14 protein-coding genes and 1 pseudogene are annotated in these 15118 nt (G+C 59.3%); 11 read left to right on the top strand and 4 right to left on the bottom strand.

Features of this window, described 5'->3' with window-relative positions; genetic code table 11:
• Nucleotides 1-96 precede the first annotated feature (96 nt).
• Nucleotides 97-630, top strand: coding sequence for a periplasmic heavy metal sensor (locus OKW29_RS40240; RefSeq protein WP_018419779.1), 534 nt, complete (start codon nucleotides 97-99; stop codon nucleotides 628-630).
• 134 nt (nucleotides 631-764) lie between these two features.
• On the opposite strand, the gene OKW29_RS40235 is transcribed toward OKW29_RS40240, so the two are convergent.
• Nucleotides 765-1475: a pirin family protein gene (locus tag OKW29_RS40235; RefSeq protein WP_018419778.1), complete on the bottom strand. Its 711-nt coding sequence runs from the start codon at nucleotides 1473-1475 to the stop codon at nucleotides 765-767.
• Nucleotides 1476-2054: 579 nt separating this feature from the next.
• On the opposite strand from OKW29_RS40235, the gene OKW29_RS40230 reads away from it, so the two are divergent.
• From OKW29_RS40230 to OKW29_RS40210, 5 genes are all read left to right on the top strand, one after another.
• Nucleotides 2055-2831, top strand: coding sequence for an ABC transporter substrate-binding protein (locus tag OKW29_RS40230; RefSeq protein WP_429294795.1), 777 nt, complete (start codon nucleotides 2055-2057; stop codon nucleotides 2829-2831).
• Between the two features lie 288 nt (nucleotides 2832-3119).
• On the top strand, nucleotides 3120-3809 hold the full coding sequence (locus tag OKW29_RS40225; protein ID WP_184007926.1) for an ABC transporter permease: 690 nt from the start codon (nucleotides 3120-3122) through the stop codon (nucleotides 3807-3809).
• On the top strand, nucleotides 3806-4519 hold the full coding sequence (locus OKW29_RS40220; protein ID WP_018419774.1) for an ABC transporter permease: 714 nt from the start codon (nucleotides 3806-3808) through the stop codon (nucleotides 4517-4519). Before OKW29_RS40225 ends, OKW29_RS40220 begins: the two co-directional genes overlap by 4 nt.
• A 39-nt stretch (nucleotides 4520-4558) precedes the next feature.
• On the top strand, nucleotides 4559-5338 hold the full coding sequence (locus OKW29_RS40215; RefSeq protein WP_429294794.1) for an ABC transporter ATP-binding protein: 780 nt from the start codon (nucleotides 4559-4561) through the stop codon (nucleotides 5336-5338).
• Nucleotides 5339-5954: 616 nt separating this feature from the next.
• Nucleotides 5955-7112 carry a porin gene (locus OKW29_RS40210; RefSeq protein WP_429294793.1) on the top strand — a complete coding sequence of 386 codons (1158 nt, stop codon included), beginning with the start codon at nucleotides 5955-5957 and terminating at the stop codon, nucleotides 7110-7112.
• A gap of 183 nt (nucleotides 7113-7295) precedes the next feature.
• Here the strand turns inward: OKW29_RS40210 and glnK are convergent, their stop codons facing one another.
• Both glnK and OKW29_RS40200 read right to left on the bottom strand, forming a co-directional pair.
• Nucleotides 7296-7634 carry a P-II family nitrogen regulator gene (gene glnK / locus OKW29_RS40205; RefSeq protein ID WP_013088783.1) on the bottom strand — a complete coding sequence of 113 codons (339 nt, stop codon included), beginning with the start codon at nucleotides 7632-7634 and terminating at the stop codon, nucleotides 7296-7298.
• 102 nt (nucleotides 7635-7736) lie between these two features.
• Nucleotides 7737-9449 (bottom strand): NAD+ synthase, encoded by a 1713-nt coding sequence (locus OKW29_RS40200; protein WP_429294792.1) that lies wholly within the window; start codon nucleotides 9447-9449, stop codon nucleotides 7737-7739.
• 150 nt (nucleotides 9450-9599) lie between these two features.
• Here OKW29_RS40200 and OKW29_RS40195 point away from each other — a divergent pair.
• Together OKW29_RS40195 and OKW29_RS40190 are read left to right on the top strand one after the other, a co-directional pair.
• Nucleotides 9600-9866 (top strand): annotated as a pseudogene (locus tag OKW29_RS40195) (peptidogalycan biosysnthesis protein); the annotation flags it as partial.
• A gap of 179 nt (nucleotides 9867-10045) precedes the next feature.
• On the top strand, nucleotides 10046-10378 hold the full coding sequence (locus tag OKW29_RS40190; protein ID WP_429294791.1) for a hypothetical protein: 333 nt from the start codon (nucleotides 10046-10048) through the stop codon (nucleotides 10376-10378).
• Nucleotides 10379-10496: 118 nt separating this feature from the next.
• Here OKW29_RS40190 and OKW29_RS40185 read toward each other — a convergent pair whose 3' ends face one another.
• On the bottom strand, nucleotides 10497-11489 hold the full coding sequence (locus OKW29_RS40185; protein ID WP_429294790.1) for an IS5 family transposase: 993 nt from the start codon (nucleotides 11487-11489) through the stop codon (nucleotides 10497-10499).
• A 185-nt stretch (nucleotides 11490-11674) separates the two neighbouring features.
• Between OKW29_RS40185 and OKW29_RS40180 the strand changes: the two genes are divergently transcribed.
• From OKW29_RS40180 to OKW29_RS40170, 3 genes are read left to right on the top strand one after another with little or no spacing between them, the layout of a single operon-like run.
• Nucleotides 11675-14065, top strand: coding sequence for a hypothetical protein (locus OKW29_RS40180; protein ID WP_429294789.1), 2391 nt, complete (start codon nucleotides 11675-11677; stop codon nucleotides 14063-14065).
• Complete coding sequence (locus OKW29_RS40175) at nucleotides 14062-14724, top strand: hypothetical protein (protein ID WP_429294788.1); 663 nt, start codon at nucleotides 14062-14064, stop codon at nucleotides 14722-14724. Before OKW29_RS40180 ends, OKW29_RS40175 begins: the two co-directional genes overlap by 4 nt.
• The gene (locus tag OKW29_RS40170; RefSeq protein WP_429294787.1) at nucleotides 14721-15116 is read left to right on the top strand and encodes a hypothetical protein; all 396 of its coding nucleotides are present in this window, start codon (nucleotides 14721-14723) and stop codon (nucleotides 15114-15116) included. The genes OKW29_RS40175 and OKW29_RS40170 overlap by 4 nt, the downstream gene beginning before the upstream one ends.
• The last annotated feature ends 2 nt before the right edge of the window (nucleotides 15117-15118 follow it).

The following is a 15118-nucleotide window of genomic DNA, read 5'->3' as shown; positions in this document are numbered from 1 at the left end:
CAGCGGCGCACGCGGTTCTCTACGCTGTGCCTTACCGAGTGCAGGCAGTCCAAAGACCGGTTGCTTCGTCGGCTATTCCATTACAAGGAGCCTCATATGTCCACCAAAAAAATGTCGCGCGTTCTCGCCGTTGCTGCCACCGCTCTCGCCATCGGCGCGGGCGCCGCTTACGCCGCCCAACCCGCCGAGCAGGCGCACGGCGGGCCCGGCGGCTGGCATGGCCACTTCATGAAGGAACTGACCCAACTCCACGACCAGTTGAAGCTGAACGCGGATCAGGAAAAGCTGTGGCAAAACGCGCTCGATACGATGAAGCAGAACCACGAAGCGATGCGCGCCAACCACAAGCAGGTTCAAGACCAGTTCAAGGCCGCACAGCAACAGCCGATCCTCGATCTGAACGCGATGGCCGCGACGCATCAGCAGATCGAGCAGAAGGACGCGCAACTGCGTCAGCAAACCACCGACGCGTGGCTGAAGTTCTATAACGGCCTGAACGACCAGCAGAAGACCACCGTCAGCACGGCGCTGAAGCAGCGCTTCGCGCGGATGGAGCAGCGTCACGAGAAGATGCGCGAGCGCTGGGAGCATCACAAGGGCGCCGCGTCGGCGCCGGCCGCCAATCAATAAGCGGCGCATTCGCGAGGCGGACCAGGGAGGGCGCCTCGCGAATAGAAAAACGCCACGGAAGAGGTTTTCCGTGGCGTTGCTGTTTGGCGCTGCTCGCCGCTCGATCGGCGGCCCGCGCGAATCAACTGCTTGAATCAGCCGTTCAACTGACCCAGATCGAACAGCAGCACTTCCGCGTCGTCGCCCTTTTCCAGCGTCACCGTGTCGACGTCGCTGAGCTTCGCGGCATCGCCCGCCTCGAGCACCGTGCCGTTCACGCTCAGCGTGCCGCGCGCGACGTGCAGATAGCCGAGGCGCCCCGCCGGCAGCGCGAACGTCGCGTGTTCGGCGCCGTCGAACAGTCCCGCGTAGATCGACGCGTCCGCATGGATCGTCACCGAGCCGTCACGGCCGTCGGGCGACGCGATCACGCGCAGGCGGCCGCGCTTGCTGTCGGCGTCGAAGCGCTTTTCCTCGTAGCCGGGCTGGTCGCCCGCGCGGCGCGGGATGATCCAGATCTGCAGCAAGTGCGCGAGTTCGTCGCGCGACGCGTTGAACTCGCTATGCTGCACGCCGGTGCCCGCGCTCATGCGCTGCACGTCGCCGGGACGGATCGTCGAGCCATTGCCCATGCTGTCGCGATGCGCGAGCGCGCCTTCGAGCACATACGTGACGATCTCCATGTCGCGATGCCCGTGCGCGCCGAAACCCTGACCGCCGGCGATGCGGTCTTCGTTGATCACGCGCAGCGGCCCGAAGTGCACGTGCTCGGGGTCGCGGTAATCGGCAAACGAGAAGCTGTGATACGAGTCGAGCCAGCCGTGGTTGGCGTGACCGCGTTCTGCGGAGCGGCGAATCTCGATCATGGAAAGTCTCCCGGTAAGTAGTCAATCAGAGCGATGTTGGGAATGTAGGGGTTGCGCCCCCCCATAACAATCGTGCGCAACCGCACCGCAGCGTTCCATCGCTGCATGCAATCGCGCGACCGGCGAGCCCATCGCGCGGAAAGCCCGGCGCCCGGCAGCCCGGCGCCCGCAAAACCGCGCCGGCGTCGCGCACGCACAACGCGTTGCACGGCGTCTTGCCGCTCGATGCCGCGCTGCGCTGGCAGCTTGCCGCTCTTCGGGTAAAATACCGCGCTTTTCAAGCCGCGTGGACGTCCCGCGGGACGTGCAGGCCGCGCCGGCAAGCCTCGGTGGGTCGGCCGCAACCGGTGCGCGACGGGCTTCGACTCGGCACCACACCGTGCGAGCCACGCCGGATAAGCACCGAACGCGCCGGACCGGCGCGCCACGTCGGACGAACCGCCCGCGCAAGGACGACCAGAGCGCGGCGACAATCCCTGCGGCACGGCAATTTTGACCGCCTAGAATAGCGACCGTCGGCCCTCGGCCGGTGCTCGTCGAGTCGTGTCATTACGACGATCAGTTTGATTCAGGAGAAACATGAAGAAGTTCGCACTGTGCGTGGCTCTGGCAGTCATGGCCACCGGCGCGATGGCGAAAGAATGGAAAACGGTGCGCATCGGGGTCGACGCCAGTTATCCGCCATTCGAATCGAAGGCGCCTGATGGCGACATCGTCGGTTTCGATGCCGATCTGACCCGCGCGCTGTGCGCGAAGATGAACGTGAAGTGCGTGTGGGTCGCGCAGGATCTCGATGGCATCATCCCGGCGCTGAAAGCTCGCAAGTTCGACGCGATCGTTTCCTCGCTGAGCGTCACCGACAAGCGCCGCGAGCAGATCGACTTCTCCGACAGGATGTTCGACGCGCCCGCCCGCATGATTGCGAAAACCGGTTCGCCGCTTCGGCCCACCCCTGAATCGCTGAAAGGCAAGCACGTTGGCGTCGAGCAGGGTTCGACGCAGGAACAGTACGCGAAGGCCTGGTGGGAGCCGAAGGGCGTGCTCGTCGTGTCGTACCAGAATCAGGACCAGGTATACGCGGATCTCGCGTCGGGGCGCCTCGACGCCGCGCTGCAGGACGAAGTGCAGGCCGACGCCGGTTTTCTGAAGACGCCGCGCGGCAAAGGGTTCTCCTGGGCCGGTCCGGAAGTGAAGGATCCGCAGACGATCGGCGAAGGCACCGCGATCGGTCTGCGCAAGGGCGATGCCGAGCTGAAGGCGAAGTTCAATCAGGCGCTCGCCGAGGTTCATCAGGACGGCACGTTCAAGAAGCTCGAAAAGCAGTACTTCGATTTCGACATTTATCCCGGCCGTTGAGCGAAACAGGCAGGATACTGCGTGGTAAGCCGGCTCGTGCCGGTGGCAGTGAAAGCGGCAACGAAGGTGGCGACACCAGGCGGTAGATTCACCAGGCAGTAGATTCAAAACAATCCGAGACGAAAGTCCCACAAGCGCGCTGCAGGAGCACCAACGTTTCTGCAGCATGATTTGCACAGCGGCACGCTGTGCGCTGCGGATCACGGCGAGCCAGGCGCTCGTCCCCGACGCGGCGCTATGCGGACCGCGTCTTTCGCGGTGCGCGTAGCGCATCGTCGTGGACTACCTATGTTCCTTCAAGGCTACGGCCCGCTGCTTCTCAGCGGCACCTGGCAAACCGTCAAGCTGGCGGTGTTCTCGCTCGCGCTCGCGTTCGTGCTCGGCCTGCTCGGCGCGGCGGCGAAATTGTCGAAGAACCGTCTGTCGAACGGCATCGGCACGGTGTATACGACGCTCGTGCGCGGCGTGCCCGATCTCGTGCTGATGCTGCTGCTGTTCTATAGCATCCAGATCTGGCTGAACAACCTGACCGACGCGCTCGGCTGGGAGCAGATCGACATCGACCCGTTCGTGGCCGGCGTCGCGGTGCTCGGCTTCATCTACGGCGCGTACTTCACCGAGACGTTCCGCGGCGCGTTTATCGCGGTGCCGCGCGGCCAGCTCGAAGCGGGCGCCGCCTACGGCATGACGAGCTGGCAGGTGTTCTCGCGCGTGATGTTCCCGCAAATGATGCGCTTCGCGCTTCCGGGCATCGGCAATAACTGGCAGGTGATGGTCAAGGCGACCGCGCTCGTGTCGATCATCGGTCTCGCCGACGTCGTCAAGGCCTCGCAGGACGCCGGCAAGGGTACCTTGCGGTTCTTCTTCTTTACCCTGCTCGCGGGGGCGATCTATCTCGTCATCACCACCGTGTCGAACTTCGTGCTGATGTACCTCGAAAAGCGTTACTCGACCGGCGTGCGAAAGGCGGATCTATGATCGAGATCATTCAGCAATACTGGCGCAACTATCTGTTCACCGACGGCTATCGCTTCACCGGCGTCGCGATCACGTTATGGCTGCTGGTCGTGTCGATCGGCCTCGGCTTCTGCCTGTCGGTGCCGCTCGCGGTCGCGCGCGTGTCGAAGAAGAAATGGCTCGCGGGCCTCGTGTGGCTCTATACGTATATCTTCCGCGGCACGCCGCTCTACGTGCAGCTGCTGCTGTGCTACACGGGTCTCTACAGCCTCGAGATCATCCGCAACAACGAGCTGACCAACGCGTTCTTTCGCGACGGCATGCACTGCACGCTGCTCGCGTTCACGCTGAATACCTGCGCGTACACGACCGAAATCTTCGCGGGCGCGATCAAGGCGACGCCCTACGGCGAGATCGAAGCGGCGCGCGCGTACGGCATGTCGTCGTTCACGCTGTACCGGCGCGTGATTCTGCCGTCGGCGCTGCGCCGCGCACTGCCCTACTACAGCAACGAAGTGATCCTGATGCTGCACGCGACCACCGTCGCGTTCACGGCCACGGTGCCGGACATCCTGAAGATCGCGCGCGACGTGAACTCCGCGACGTACCAGTCGTTCAATGCGTTCGGCATCGCCGCGCTGCTGTATCTGTGTATTTCTTTCGCGCTCGTGTGGCTGTTCCGCCGCGCCGAGCGTCGCTGGCTCGCTTACCTGCGGCCGCAAGGCAAGTAACTGCGCGTCCCTGGACAAGCAAGCTCGTTAAGGATCCTGATGAACTCCAAGAAGCAGAAGCTCTTCGTCGACGAGCTTCACAAAAAGTACGGCGACAACGAAGTCCTCAAGGGCGTGTCGCTGAAAGCCAATGCCGGCGACGTGATCAGCGTGATCGGTTCGTCCGGTTCGGGCAAGAGCACGATGCTCCGCTGCATCAACTTTCTCGAACAGCCGAACGCGGGGCGCATTTTCGTCGACGGCGAGGAAGTGCGCACGCAGACCGCCAAGGACGGCGCGTTGCGCGTGTCGGACCCGAGGCAGTTGCAGCGTGTGCGCACCAGGCTTTCGATGGTGTTCCAGCACTTCAACCTGTGGTCGCACATGAACGTGCTCGAGAACATCATCGAGGCGCCGGTGCATGTGCTCGGTCTGAAGCGCAAGGAAGCCGAGGACCGCGCGCGCGAATATCTGGAGAAGGTCGGTCTCGCGCCGCGTCTCGAGAAGCAGTATCCGTCGCATCTGTCGGGCGGCCAGCAGCAGCGTGTCGCGATTGCGCGGGCGCTGGCGATGCACCCCGACGTGATGCTGTTCGACGAGCCGACCTCCGCGCTCGACCCGGAGCTCGTCGGCGAAGTGCTGAAGGTAATGCAGAAGCTCGCCGAGGAGGGCCGCACGATGATCGTCGTCACGCACGAAATGGGCTTCGCGCGCAACGTGTCGAACCACGTGATGTTTCTGCACCAGGGCCGCGTCGAGGAAGAAGGCCATCCCGACGAAGTGTTCAGGAACACGAAGAGCGAACGTCTGAAGCAATTCCTGTCGGGCAGTCTCAAGTAATAAAATTACCCGCGACTTATGATGCGAATGGCATAGAAAATGTAGTCAATGTAGTTTTACAAGGCGCTTACGAGCGCCTTTTTCGTTTTCACCATGTCCTTCCGCCCGGCCATTCGAACGACGAAAAAGCGCCGAAAATCCCACAAAACGGGCCATTCAGGCCGAGTTTTCGCCCTAACCTGCCGCTTTTGACTCGTCAATAGTGACAATCCTTAATACGACCCCTTCCAAGCCGCGATTCCCTTGCCGGACAAGGCTTTGCGCCTTTTCCCGAGGAACTCCTTCGGGTCCCAGCCCACATTCGTATTGCAATTTGGCGACACCCCCTGTTGGCGGTACTAATTTCTTCTCCCAGTTAAAGTTATTTTTGATAAATTGGTAACCAAAGTACCAAAACAAAGTTGATTAAAAGTAGTTTCACTTCAAAACACAGAGGAGAACCGGTCGGCGTGGGATCGGCATGACGCAAAGATAGCTCGACGCTACATGTCATGGCAGGAGAATCCCTATCCACCCGCCACTCTCCCCTGGTACCGCTTTCTGTTCGGTGCTTATCGCGTCCGAACACCACTCGCAGTACTGGGTTTCTTTTTTTTGACAGGGTATGGAGGAGAAGATGAAGAAAGCTTTGCTCGTCGCTGCGCTGATGTCGGCCGGCGTTGTTGCACACGCTCAGAGTAGCGTCACGCTGTATGGCCGTTTGGATGCAGGTCTCGAGTACATGTCCGGCGTCCCGACCGGCGCTAACGCCAACGGCGCGGCCAACACCAGCTCGAACCGCTTCAAGGCGGAAAGCGGCGACTGGGGCACCAGCCTGTGGGGCATGAAGGGTGTCGAGGACATTGGCGCCGGCAACAAGATCCTGTTCCAGTTGGAAGGCGCGTTCAACACGATGACGGGTGCAGGTCCTGGCGGCGGCGGTCTCTTCAATCGCTGGGCAACGGTCGGTATTTCGAACAACCAGTACGGTACGTTCACGATGGGCCGCATGCTCTTCATCTCGAACGGCGTGTGGGACTTCGACCCGTTCGGTCAGTCGGACTGGTCGTCGGCATCGCTGGTGCGTGGCCGCAACTGGCCGCAGTCGAGCAACAACTTCGCGTACCAGTCGCCGAAGATCGCAGGCTTTGACTTCTACGGTCAGTACGCGCTGTCGAACGCGACGAGCTGGAACGGTAACGGCTCGACGCCGCAAGGTCGCGAAGCTGGCGCGCAGGTCACCTACACCAGCTCGCTGTTCCAGATCCGCGGTCTGTACGACGAAATCCGCAACCCGGCGAACGGCCAGTTGTGGGGCGGTCCGGTTGCCAACAACGGCATCAATACGGCTAACACGGGCAACGGCGTATTCGCGGCATCGCGCGAGTACTCCGCTCTGCTGAACGTGTTCCTCGGCCAGTTCAAGATTCAGGCTGCTTACCAGGCAGTCCGTTCGGCAGGTGCGACATCCGTTGCATATGGTCAGCCGACCACTCTGAATCACGAATGGGGCGGTGTGACGTGGCAGGCAACGCCGGCTGCAGCGCTGATCGCGGCGGTCTACCACGTGAACGGCAACAACGGCGCGGGCAATGCGACGATCTACACGATCGGCGGTTCGTACAACCTGTCGAAGCGCACGCTGCTCGACCTGCAGGCAGCGACGGTGCGCAACAGCCGCAATGCTAACTTCGGTCTGAACGCGAACAATGCGGGCTTCGCCGCTGCAACGGACAACCCGCTGCAAGGCCGCCAGCAAAGCGGCGTGTACGCAGGTATCCAGCACTCGTTCTAATCGAACGGTACGCCCCGAGGGTCATCCCTCGGGGTGTAATACAAGTTTCTTCAAGAGAATCTTTTTCACGCTGCTGCGAGAGGCGCGTATCGGTGCAATATCCGCAAGGGTATTGCACCGTTTTTTATTCGGCGCACGGTTTTTGCCGTTGCGCGCACCGGGCCGGTGCGTGATTGCGTCGGCTTATACCGCTGCTTCGTTCTCTTCGCCGGTACGGATACGGATGACGCGCTCGACGTCCGCGACGAAGATCTTGCCGTCGCCGATCTTGCCGGTACGCGCCGCGCCGATGATCGCGTCGATGACCTGATCGCACTGGCTGTCCGCGACCACGACTTCGATCTTCACTTTCGGCAGAAAGTCGACCACGTATTCCGCACCACGATAGAGCTCGGTATGCCCTTTCTGGCGGCCGAACCCCTTGACCTCGGTAACGGTCAGGCCGGTGAGGCCGACTTCCGCGAGGGCCTCGCGCACTTCGTCGAGTTTGAACGGTTTGATGACTGCGGTGATGCGCTTCATGGCGAACCTCGTCTCTTGATGGGAAGAGTGGAAAGGAAAAGGATGATTTTTATTCTACGCCGCGCCGGATGCATTGCGGCATCCGCGCGCGGGTGTCGTCTTTCACTCCACCGGTTCGGTGTAGCGCGACGTGATCGGATAACGCCAGTCGCGGCCGAACGCGCGATGCGTGACGCGAATGCCGATCGGCGCCTGACGGCGCTTGTACTCGTTGATCTTGATCAGGCGCGTGACGCGCTTCACGTCGTCGACCTGATAACCCGCCGCGATGATCTCCGCGAGCGAACGGTCCTCCTCCATATACATGCGCATGATCGCGTCGAGTACTTCGTATTCGGGCAGGCTGTCCTGGTCGGTCTGGTTCTCGCGCAGCTCAGCGGACGGCGCGCGCGTCAGAATCCGCTCGGGAATCACGTCGCGCGTCGCAAACGTGGTGGCCGCGTTGCGATAGCGGCACAGCCGGTACACGAGCGTCTTCGCGATGTCCTTGATCACCGCGAAGCCGCCGGCCATGTCGCCGTACAGCGTGCAATAGCCGACCGCCATCTCGCTCTTGTTGCCGGTGGTCAGCACGATCGAGCCGAACTTGTTCGACAGCGCCATCAGCAGCGTGCCGCGAATGCGCGCCTGAATGTTCTCTTCGGTCGCATCTTCGGCGCGGCCCGCGAACTCCTCGGCGAGCGAGCCGCGGAACGCGTCGAACATCGGCGCGATCGCGATCTCGTCGTAGCGCACGCCGACGCGGCGCGCCATCTCGGCGGCGTCGCTGGTCGAGATATCGGCCGTGTAGCGCGACGGCATCATCACCGCGCGCACCTTGTCGGCGCCGAGCGCATCGCATGCAACGGCCAGCACGAGCGCCGAATCGACGCCGCCCGACAGACCGATCAAAGCACCAGGAAAACCGTTCTTGCCGATGTAGTCGCGCACGCCCATCACGAGCGCCGCGTAGACCTGCGCTTCGATCGACTGCTCCGGCGCGATCGCGGCCGGCAGCGGCGTGCCAGCGTCGAACTCCACGACAGCCGTGGCTTCCTCGAACTGCTCGAGCTTCGCGACGAGTTCGCCCCGCGCGTCGAGCACGAACGAACCGCCATCGAACACGAGTTCGTCCTGCCCGCCGACCATGTTCACGTAGACCATCGGAATAGCGGTTTCGCGAATGCGCGCGCGCAGGATGTCGAAGCGCACCGCTTCCTTGTTCAGGTGGTACGGCGAGCCGTTCGGAATCAGCAGCACCTGCGCGCCCGCGGCCTTTGCCATCTGCGCGGCCGACGCATGCCACGCGTCCTCGCAGATCACGACACCGTACTTGACGCCGTCGAGTTCGAACACGAACGGCTGCGGGTCGGAGGCGAAGTAGCGTTTCTCGTCGAACACTTCGGTGTTCGGCAGATCCTGCTTGCGATAGGTGCCCTTCACTTCGCCGTCGACGATCAGCGATGCCGCATTGAACGTATCGACTGGCGGCACGCCGCGCTCGATCGGCGCGTTTGCATTACCATGGCCGTTCGCCGGGCCGTGCGCGAGGTTGTCCGACCCGTCGCGCAGCGGATGGCCGACGATCACATGCAGACCGGTGAACGGCTTCAACTGTGCGGCGAGATCGGCCAACGCGGCCGCGCTCGCGGTATAGAACGCGGGGCGCAGCAGCAGGTCTTCGGGCGGATAACCCGACAGCGCGAGTTCAGGCGCGATCAGCAGCTTCGCACCATCGCTGTGCGCGGCGCGCGCGGCGGCGACGATCTTCGCGACGTTGCCGGCGAAGTCGCCGACGGTGACATTGATTTGAGCAAGAGCGATTCGGGTCTTCATGGCAGGATCGACAGGCAAGCCTTCACGGCTCGCGGTACCGCGGCTCGATGGCTCGACGGGATTGAACAAACCGGATAAACGAACTCAACGAACGACGTGGCAGCTTCAGTTTCAGAGCGCCGCGCCGGTCATTGCATACAGTCACTCAGATTGAACCAGCAACGTATCGATTATCGCACGGGCATTCTGGCCTCGCCCTCCGAGGTGGACGCCGCCGAGTGGAACGCCCTCCTCGCCGCGCAGCCGCAGCCCACGCCGTTTTTGCGGCACGAGTTTCTGAGCGCGCTCAACGCGACGCAATGCGCGGTTCCCGACACCGGTTGGGCGCCGCAATTCGTCACGCTGACCGACGCACGCACGGGGATGCTCGCGGCAGCGGCGCCCGTCTATCTGAAGGGACACTCGTACGGCGAGTACGGGATGTTATGTCGAGCCCTAGGCCCGACTGACTGACCGACCAGCGGTAAACCATTATTTGATAAGCCTTTTCAGTCTCCTACGCTTCCTCGAGCGGGTAAGGCACGGCAGCCCCAGTCTGCAGCGTGTTCAGGCTTTTCTCACACCCGCCACACCTCAACCCGGTGGAGGGACGCGTCGTGGAAGCCGTCGAACAAACCACACATGTATGGTCTAAACGCACCCTCAAGCTGTCGTGCATCCGGACCCGTGGCGACGTCGAAACTCCAGTAATCAAAACTTTAGATTTGCTTAGCACGGGTTATCGACGAGGCGGGCTACTTGAAGAGATGCTCGCCAGTTCGGAGTGCCCGATGTCGCACCTACGGGCTTATAAGCTCATCCGATTGCTGAATCAAGCTGCGCATGACCCTGACGTCAAACATATTTTCAACACGGCTATCGCCAAATTATTTCCGCGTGACCTTTCAAAGCTGATTTTTCATCTCGACGATGTCTTAGGGAAACGCTGATTAATGAACTGTCGGATCGGCTTGAGATCAAGACGCGTCAAATTTTCTGGATAACGAATCGAATCGACGCTCATTTCGGTGAATTTGGCTCGCAAACGAGCCCCTCTTCTCTCATTTTTCATACGCATGACGGATTGCTCCCATGAACCGATCGCAACAGATTTCGCGCAGTCACCAGATTCGCCAGAGCGAACAAGCTGAACAGTTGCGCCGTGTTCTTGGCCAAGCCCTTGTATCGGGTTTTGCGATGGTGAAACAGGTTCTTGATGATATGGAACGGATGCTCAACGCGCGAACGGATTTGCGCCTTGGTTCGCTCAAGCGCAGTCACCAGGTCCTTCAGCGGCCCGTCCTGCATCGCCTTGATCTTTCCGCGCTTGGCAGCGACGTGCCAATTTACTGCCTTGCCTTTCATTTCATCACGCTTGTCTACACCAATGTAGCCTGCGTCGGCGAACGCTTCCTCTTCATGGCCGTGCAGCAGCAAATGGGCTTGCGACACATCCGACACGTTGGCCGCCGTGCCAACCACACTGTGGACCAAGCCCGAATCGGCGTCCACGCCAACGTGGGCTTTCATCCCAAAGTGCCATTCGTTTCCCTTCTTCGTTTGATGCATCTCCGGGTCACGGCTCTTCCCGGCGTTCTTGGTCGACGGTGGCGCTTCGATGATCGTCGCATCAACCAGCGTGCCTTCCTTCATCATCAGTCCACGCTCACACAGCGAGATACCGATCTCGTCGAACAGCTTCCGTGTCAGTTCGTGCTCGATCAACAGGCGCCGGAATTTCAGCAGCGTGGTCGCATCCGGAACGTTCTCGACTGCCAGATCGATGCCGGCGAAGGCGCGCAGCGCAATGCTGTCATACAGCGCGTCTTCCAGCCCTTCGTCCGACAGCCCGTACCACTGTTGCAGGAAATAGATCCGCAGCATTCGCTCCAAGCCAACCGGCGGACGGCCTCGCGTGCCCTTCGGGTAATGCGGTTCGATTGCAGACAGCAAACGCTGCCACGGCACAATCTGCTCCATCTCCGCCAGGAAGCGTTGGCGCCTCGTCACGCGCTTCTTGCCTGCAATTTCCACTTCCGCGAAGCCGATCTGCCTCGTCATCCTCGTGAGTCCGTTCTGTGAGCTGCCTTCTATAACGTCTTCGGCTACGTGAGCGATGACCGCCGAGCTCCATTAATCAGCGTTTCCCTAGACAAATCGCGGCAACTTCACCGACAACGTTACCGGACGAAGAGAAAAGCTGGCGATTCCTCAGCGACTTCGATGACAAAATCATACGGATTGACGTGTCTGAGAGCATCAAGTTTCGAGGCTCCAAGGTCCGCGAATTTGATACGCGCGCATTCCTAGTGAACGCAACCGGCGGCGTAGGCATTCACACAGGTATCCACAGGCTAGCGGATTTTCCTCATTTGGTTCCACCCATGATGACTGCAGCCAACTCCGCACTCAAAGGCAATGAAGGCGGAGCCGCACAAGCTTTCACCGACACCATACGGCTCACAACTCTCATCTACTGCTGGATGTTTCGGCGCGGCTTCACCCGGCTTGCTGAACTCGGCCGTGAACACGTTCAACAGTTGTCTGCGGAAGTCTCCGAACAAGGGTGGTGGGACTTGATACAGTATCAGAAGGCGCTCCTTCAGGAAGCGACAAACATCCTGCAAAATCCAGAACGTCTTTTCGCCATCGCTACACAACGTGATGACGGAACATGGGCGTTTTCTTCTGAGTCTCTGTCTTTTAGGATAGGGTTACCAATTAACGGTAACGATATTCCGCGTTGGTTTCGCACGGCCGCGGTCACAAAGCAAATACCCGCTTTCGATACTTTCGACAAGCCGACCCGCGCCGGCCCTACCAGAAGAGAGCATCTGATGACGCTGGCTACTATCAACAGACTAGCGTTGTTAGAGGACGGATTCGATAGCATTCGATTTCATCCATTTCCTAAAACGGCGGGGGAATTAGCCGCTGGTGACAAGCGCCGCGCGCGCGCAACGAAGAAACCTCTTACGGTTTCCTCCGACGACTCCACAGAGGCTACCGGAGAACACATCCAGAGCGCTTCTGGACAGCACATCGCTACCCCTATGCATCAGGGCGACGCTCCAACTACATCGTTGGATGCTTTGGCACAGGAAATCGATACATGGGCGAAGGAAAGTGCGCAACAGGCGGTGCAGGCACCCAGTCAACATGCGACCCCCAACATGCCCCTCCACATTGCCGTTGCAGGCTTCAAGGAAGCGTTGCGCTGGCAATATGATTACAAGGATGCAATCTTGGAGGTACTCAGACTCCTAAGAGATTCGCTGGAATCGAAAATTAGTCTGAAGCGGTCGTCGCCCCGACCTTTTACTGTGGAGGTCATCGAAAAAGCCAACAGCATTCTCGCTTCGGCTCGCGTTCCTTTTCGGGTTGGCAAGGCGAGCAAATACGGCGACAACTCTGCTTCTACACTTGTCAATACCACATTGTTCGCTCTTTACTTTAACATCGCGACGAATCTTGGTCGCAGGCCTGGAGAAATCCACGGGGCAGGGAAAAGTAAAAAACCCTATGGCCTTTATCACGGATGCTGCGTTAAAGTGTCAGAAAATATTCCATTTCACCGTATAGAGACGTACATTCAAAAATCTATCGGTGCTTACGCTACCTCTTGGTGCAATCAGCTAGTTGCTGACGCAGTAAGTTTTCTCGAAGAGATTTTTCAGATTGTTCGGCCGCTGTTCACATCTGCAGTATCTGTCAAAACAGACGTGGAAATCGCTCGAACAGAAAAGCTTTTTGAGTTTCCACTATTCACGGAGACAGGATTCAAGTCCGAGCGACCGATTTTCAATGCTCGCGAAGCGTCCAAGGCTTTTTTTCGGCTGGCCGGCATTGACCCCACGATTTTCCTGGGTAGGCAGATGCCTTTCAGGCGCACATTCATGACGCTCTATGTACACAGGTTCGACTCCCCGGAACTACTGGCGTTGCAGCAATACATGAAGGACTTCTCCATAGAAAGTCTGCTCGCTTACTATCGGGACAAAGCTAATGGCCTTCCAGAAGACAGTATCAAGGCACACTATGCCGGGTATGAGACTGAGGCACTCAATATCGCCAGCATGCTGAGAGAGGAACGGAAGCTTTATCTAATAGAAATCCTCACCGACCTGCTCACCGGGCAACGCCGCTTCGGGGGAGGGTTCGCTCGAGTGGTAAACGCGCTACTGAAGAGGTTGTCTCTACCGGAAAACTTCAAGCTCGCTCCCCTTCCCCAGAAGGCCGAGTTGATTGCAGATGAGCTCGAGCAGCGCGGCTATCGACTAGTCGAAGGGAACACCATTTGCATGGCTGGAGACGCCGGCAAAACCAAGGAGCAATCGAACTGCTTTGACGGCGAGCGTCCGAGAATCGAACTGGCTTGCCCAAGCATGTGCAGTGGGTGCGTTCACTCCATCTCGACTGAAGTCGGACTCTCAATTTTCGAAAAGGAAATGGAATCCGCCCTCAAAACTGCTAACGACAAGCGTCTGCCGGCTGCACTTCGCAAGCAGGCGCAAGCGCTCATCGAAACGCTCAAGGAAGTGATTGAGTCGGAGAAGGCTATGGCCGAAGGCTCTGGTGTCCGGTTCCAACGTTTCTACGACAGTTGGACCACGATTAGAGAGGAGCTCCCGAAATGACTGAGCTCAAGGACACGAAATCACCGCTTGCGTTGCAGGCCCGAGAAGCCATCGAAGCGAAGCTCATCATCTTGAGATTGTGGATTGACACTGGCATTCCATGGGTTAGAAACGATGAAGGGCGTTGCGTCTGCGATGAAAACGACGAATTGCAACTAGACTACTTCCCCAAAGACATGCAGGGTCTTTCGCAGTGGATGCACGAATCTCAATGCCGCTACACCCTTCAAAAGCACCCCGCCATCCTTAACTTTCGTTCGTTTAGTCGTGGCACGTTAGACGCCCCACACAACAAAACGTTGAAAGAAGAGATACGCTCGTTGTTTGCTGCGATTGAACAAACCGCTTCGAGTCAGCTTGACAAGACCAGGTCTAAGCAAGCAATCACCGACGCGCAATCAGACGGAGAGCAGAAGCAGAATTTCATCCAGGTGTTGGAACGCGAAATTCTGAAATACCGTGAACAAGCGCGGATTGCCAACGAGGAGCTCGAAGAAACGCGGGCACTACAAGTTCGACAAAAAAAATACTATGAGGACGAACTCCAAAAATTGAACAATCGACTCCGGGAGGTTCGCACTCGGCGACCCAATGTGGTCTCGCTCGGAAAACGAACAGGTTCGGACACCCCGCCCCTCGAAGATGGAGAGAAAAGATGAGCGCCAACGCATCATCCATCGAGAAGAAACTTGAAAACGCGGCCCGCTTGAGGACATGGAAGACTCAGACCAAAATTAGCCAAGTTCCTGTCAACCAGTTCGGAAAAGCGGCACGTAAGACTATCTGTGAGATGCTCAAAATACCGACGTCCACGGTCGGAACGAATGACGAACTCTTCAATTTGTTCAAGACCCTTGACGATGAGCTCGACGAGTGGCGCAAACAGCCGAACAGGAAGCGCGCCTCGAAGACGTCTCTGACGGCGGAGCTGCAAGACGAATGCCAAGCCCTCAGAAGTGCTTTGGCGGAGCAAGGCACAGCCATGAAGCTCCTGCAGTACCTCGAAGACAACGGCGTCTCACTCCGTGCAGAGCCCATATCGAGACCTTAAAC

Source organism: Paraburkholderia sp. CI3, assembly GCF_050436505.1.
Taxonomy (GTDB): domain Bacteria; phylum Pseudomonadota; class Gammaproteobacteria; order Burkholderiales; family Burkholderiaceae; genus Paraburkholderia; species Paraburkholderia tuberum.
This window is presented reverse-complemented; position numbering and strand designations above follow the sequence as displayed.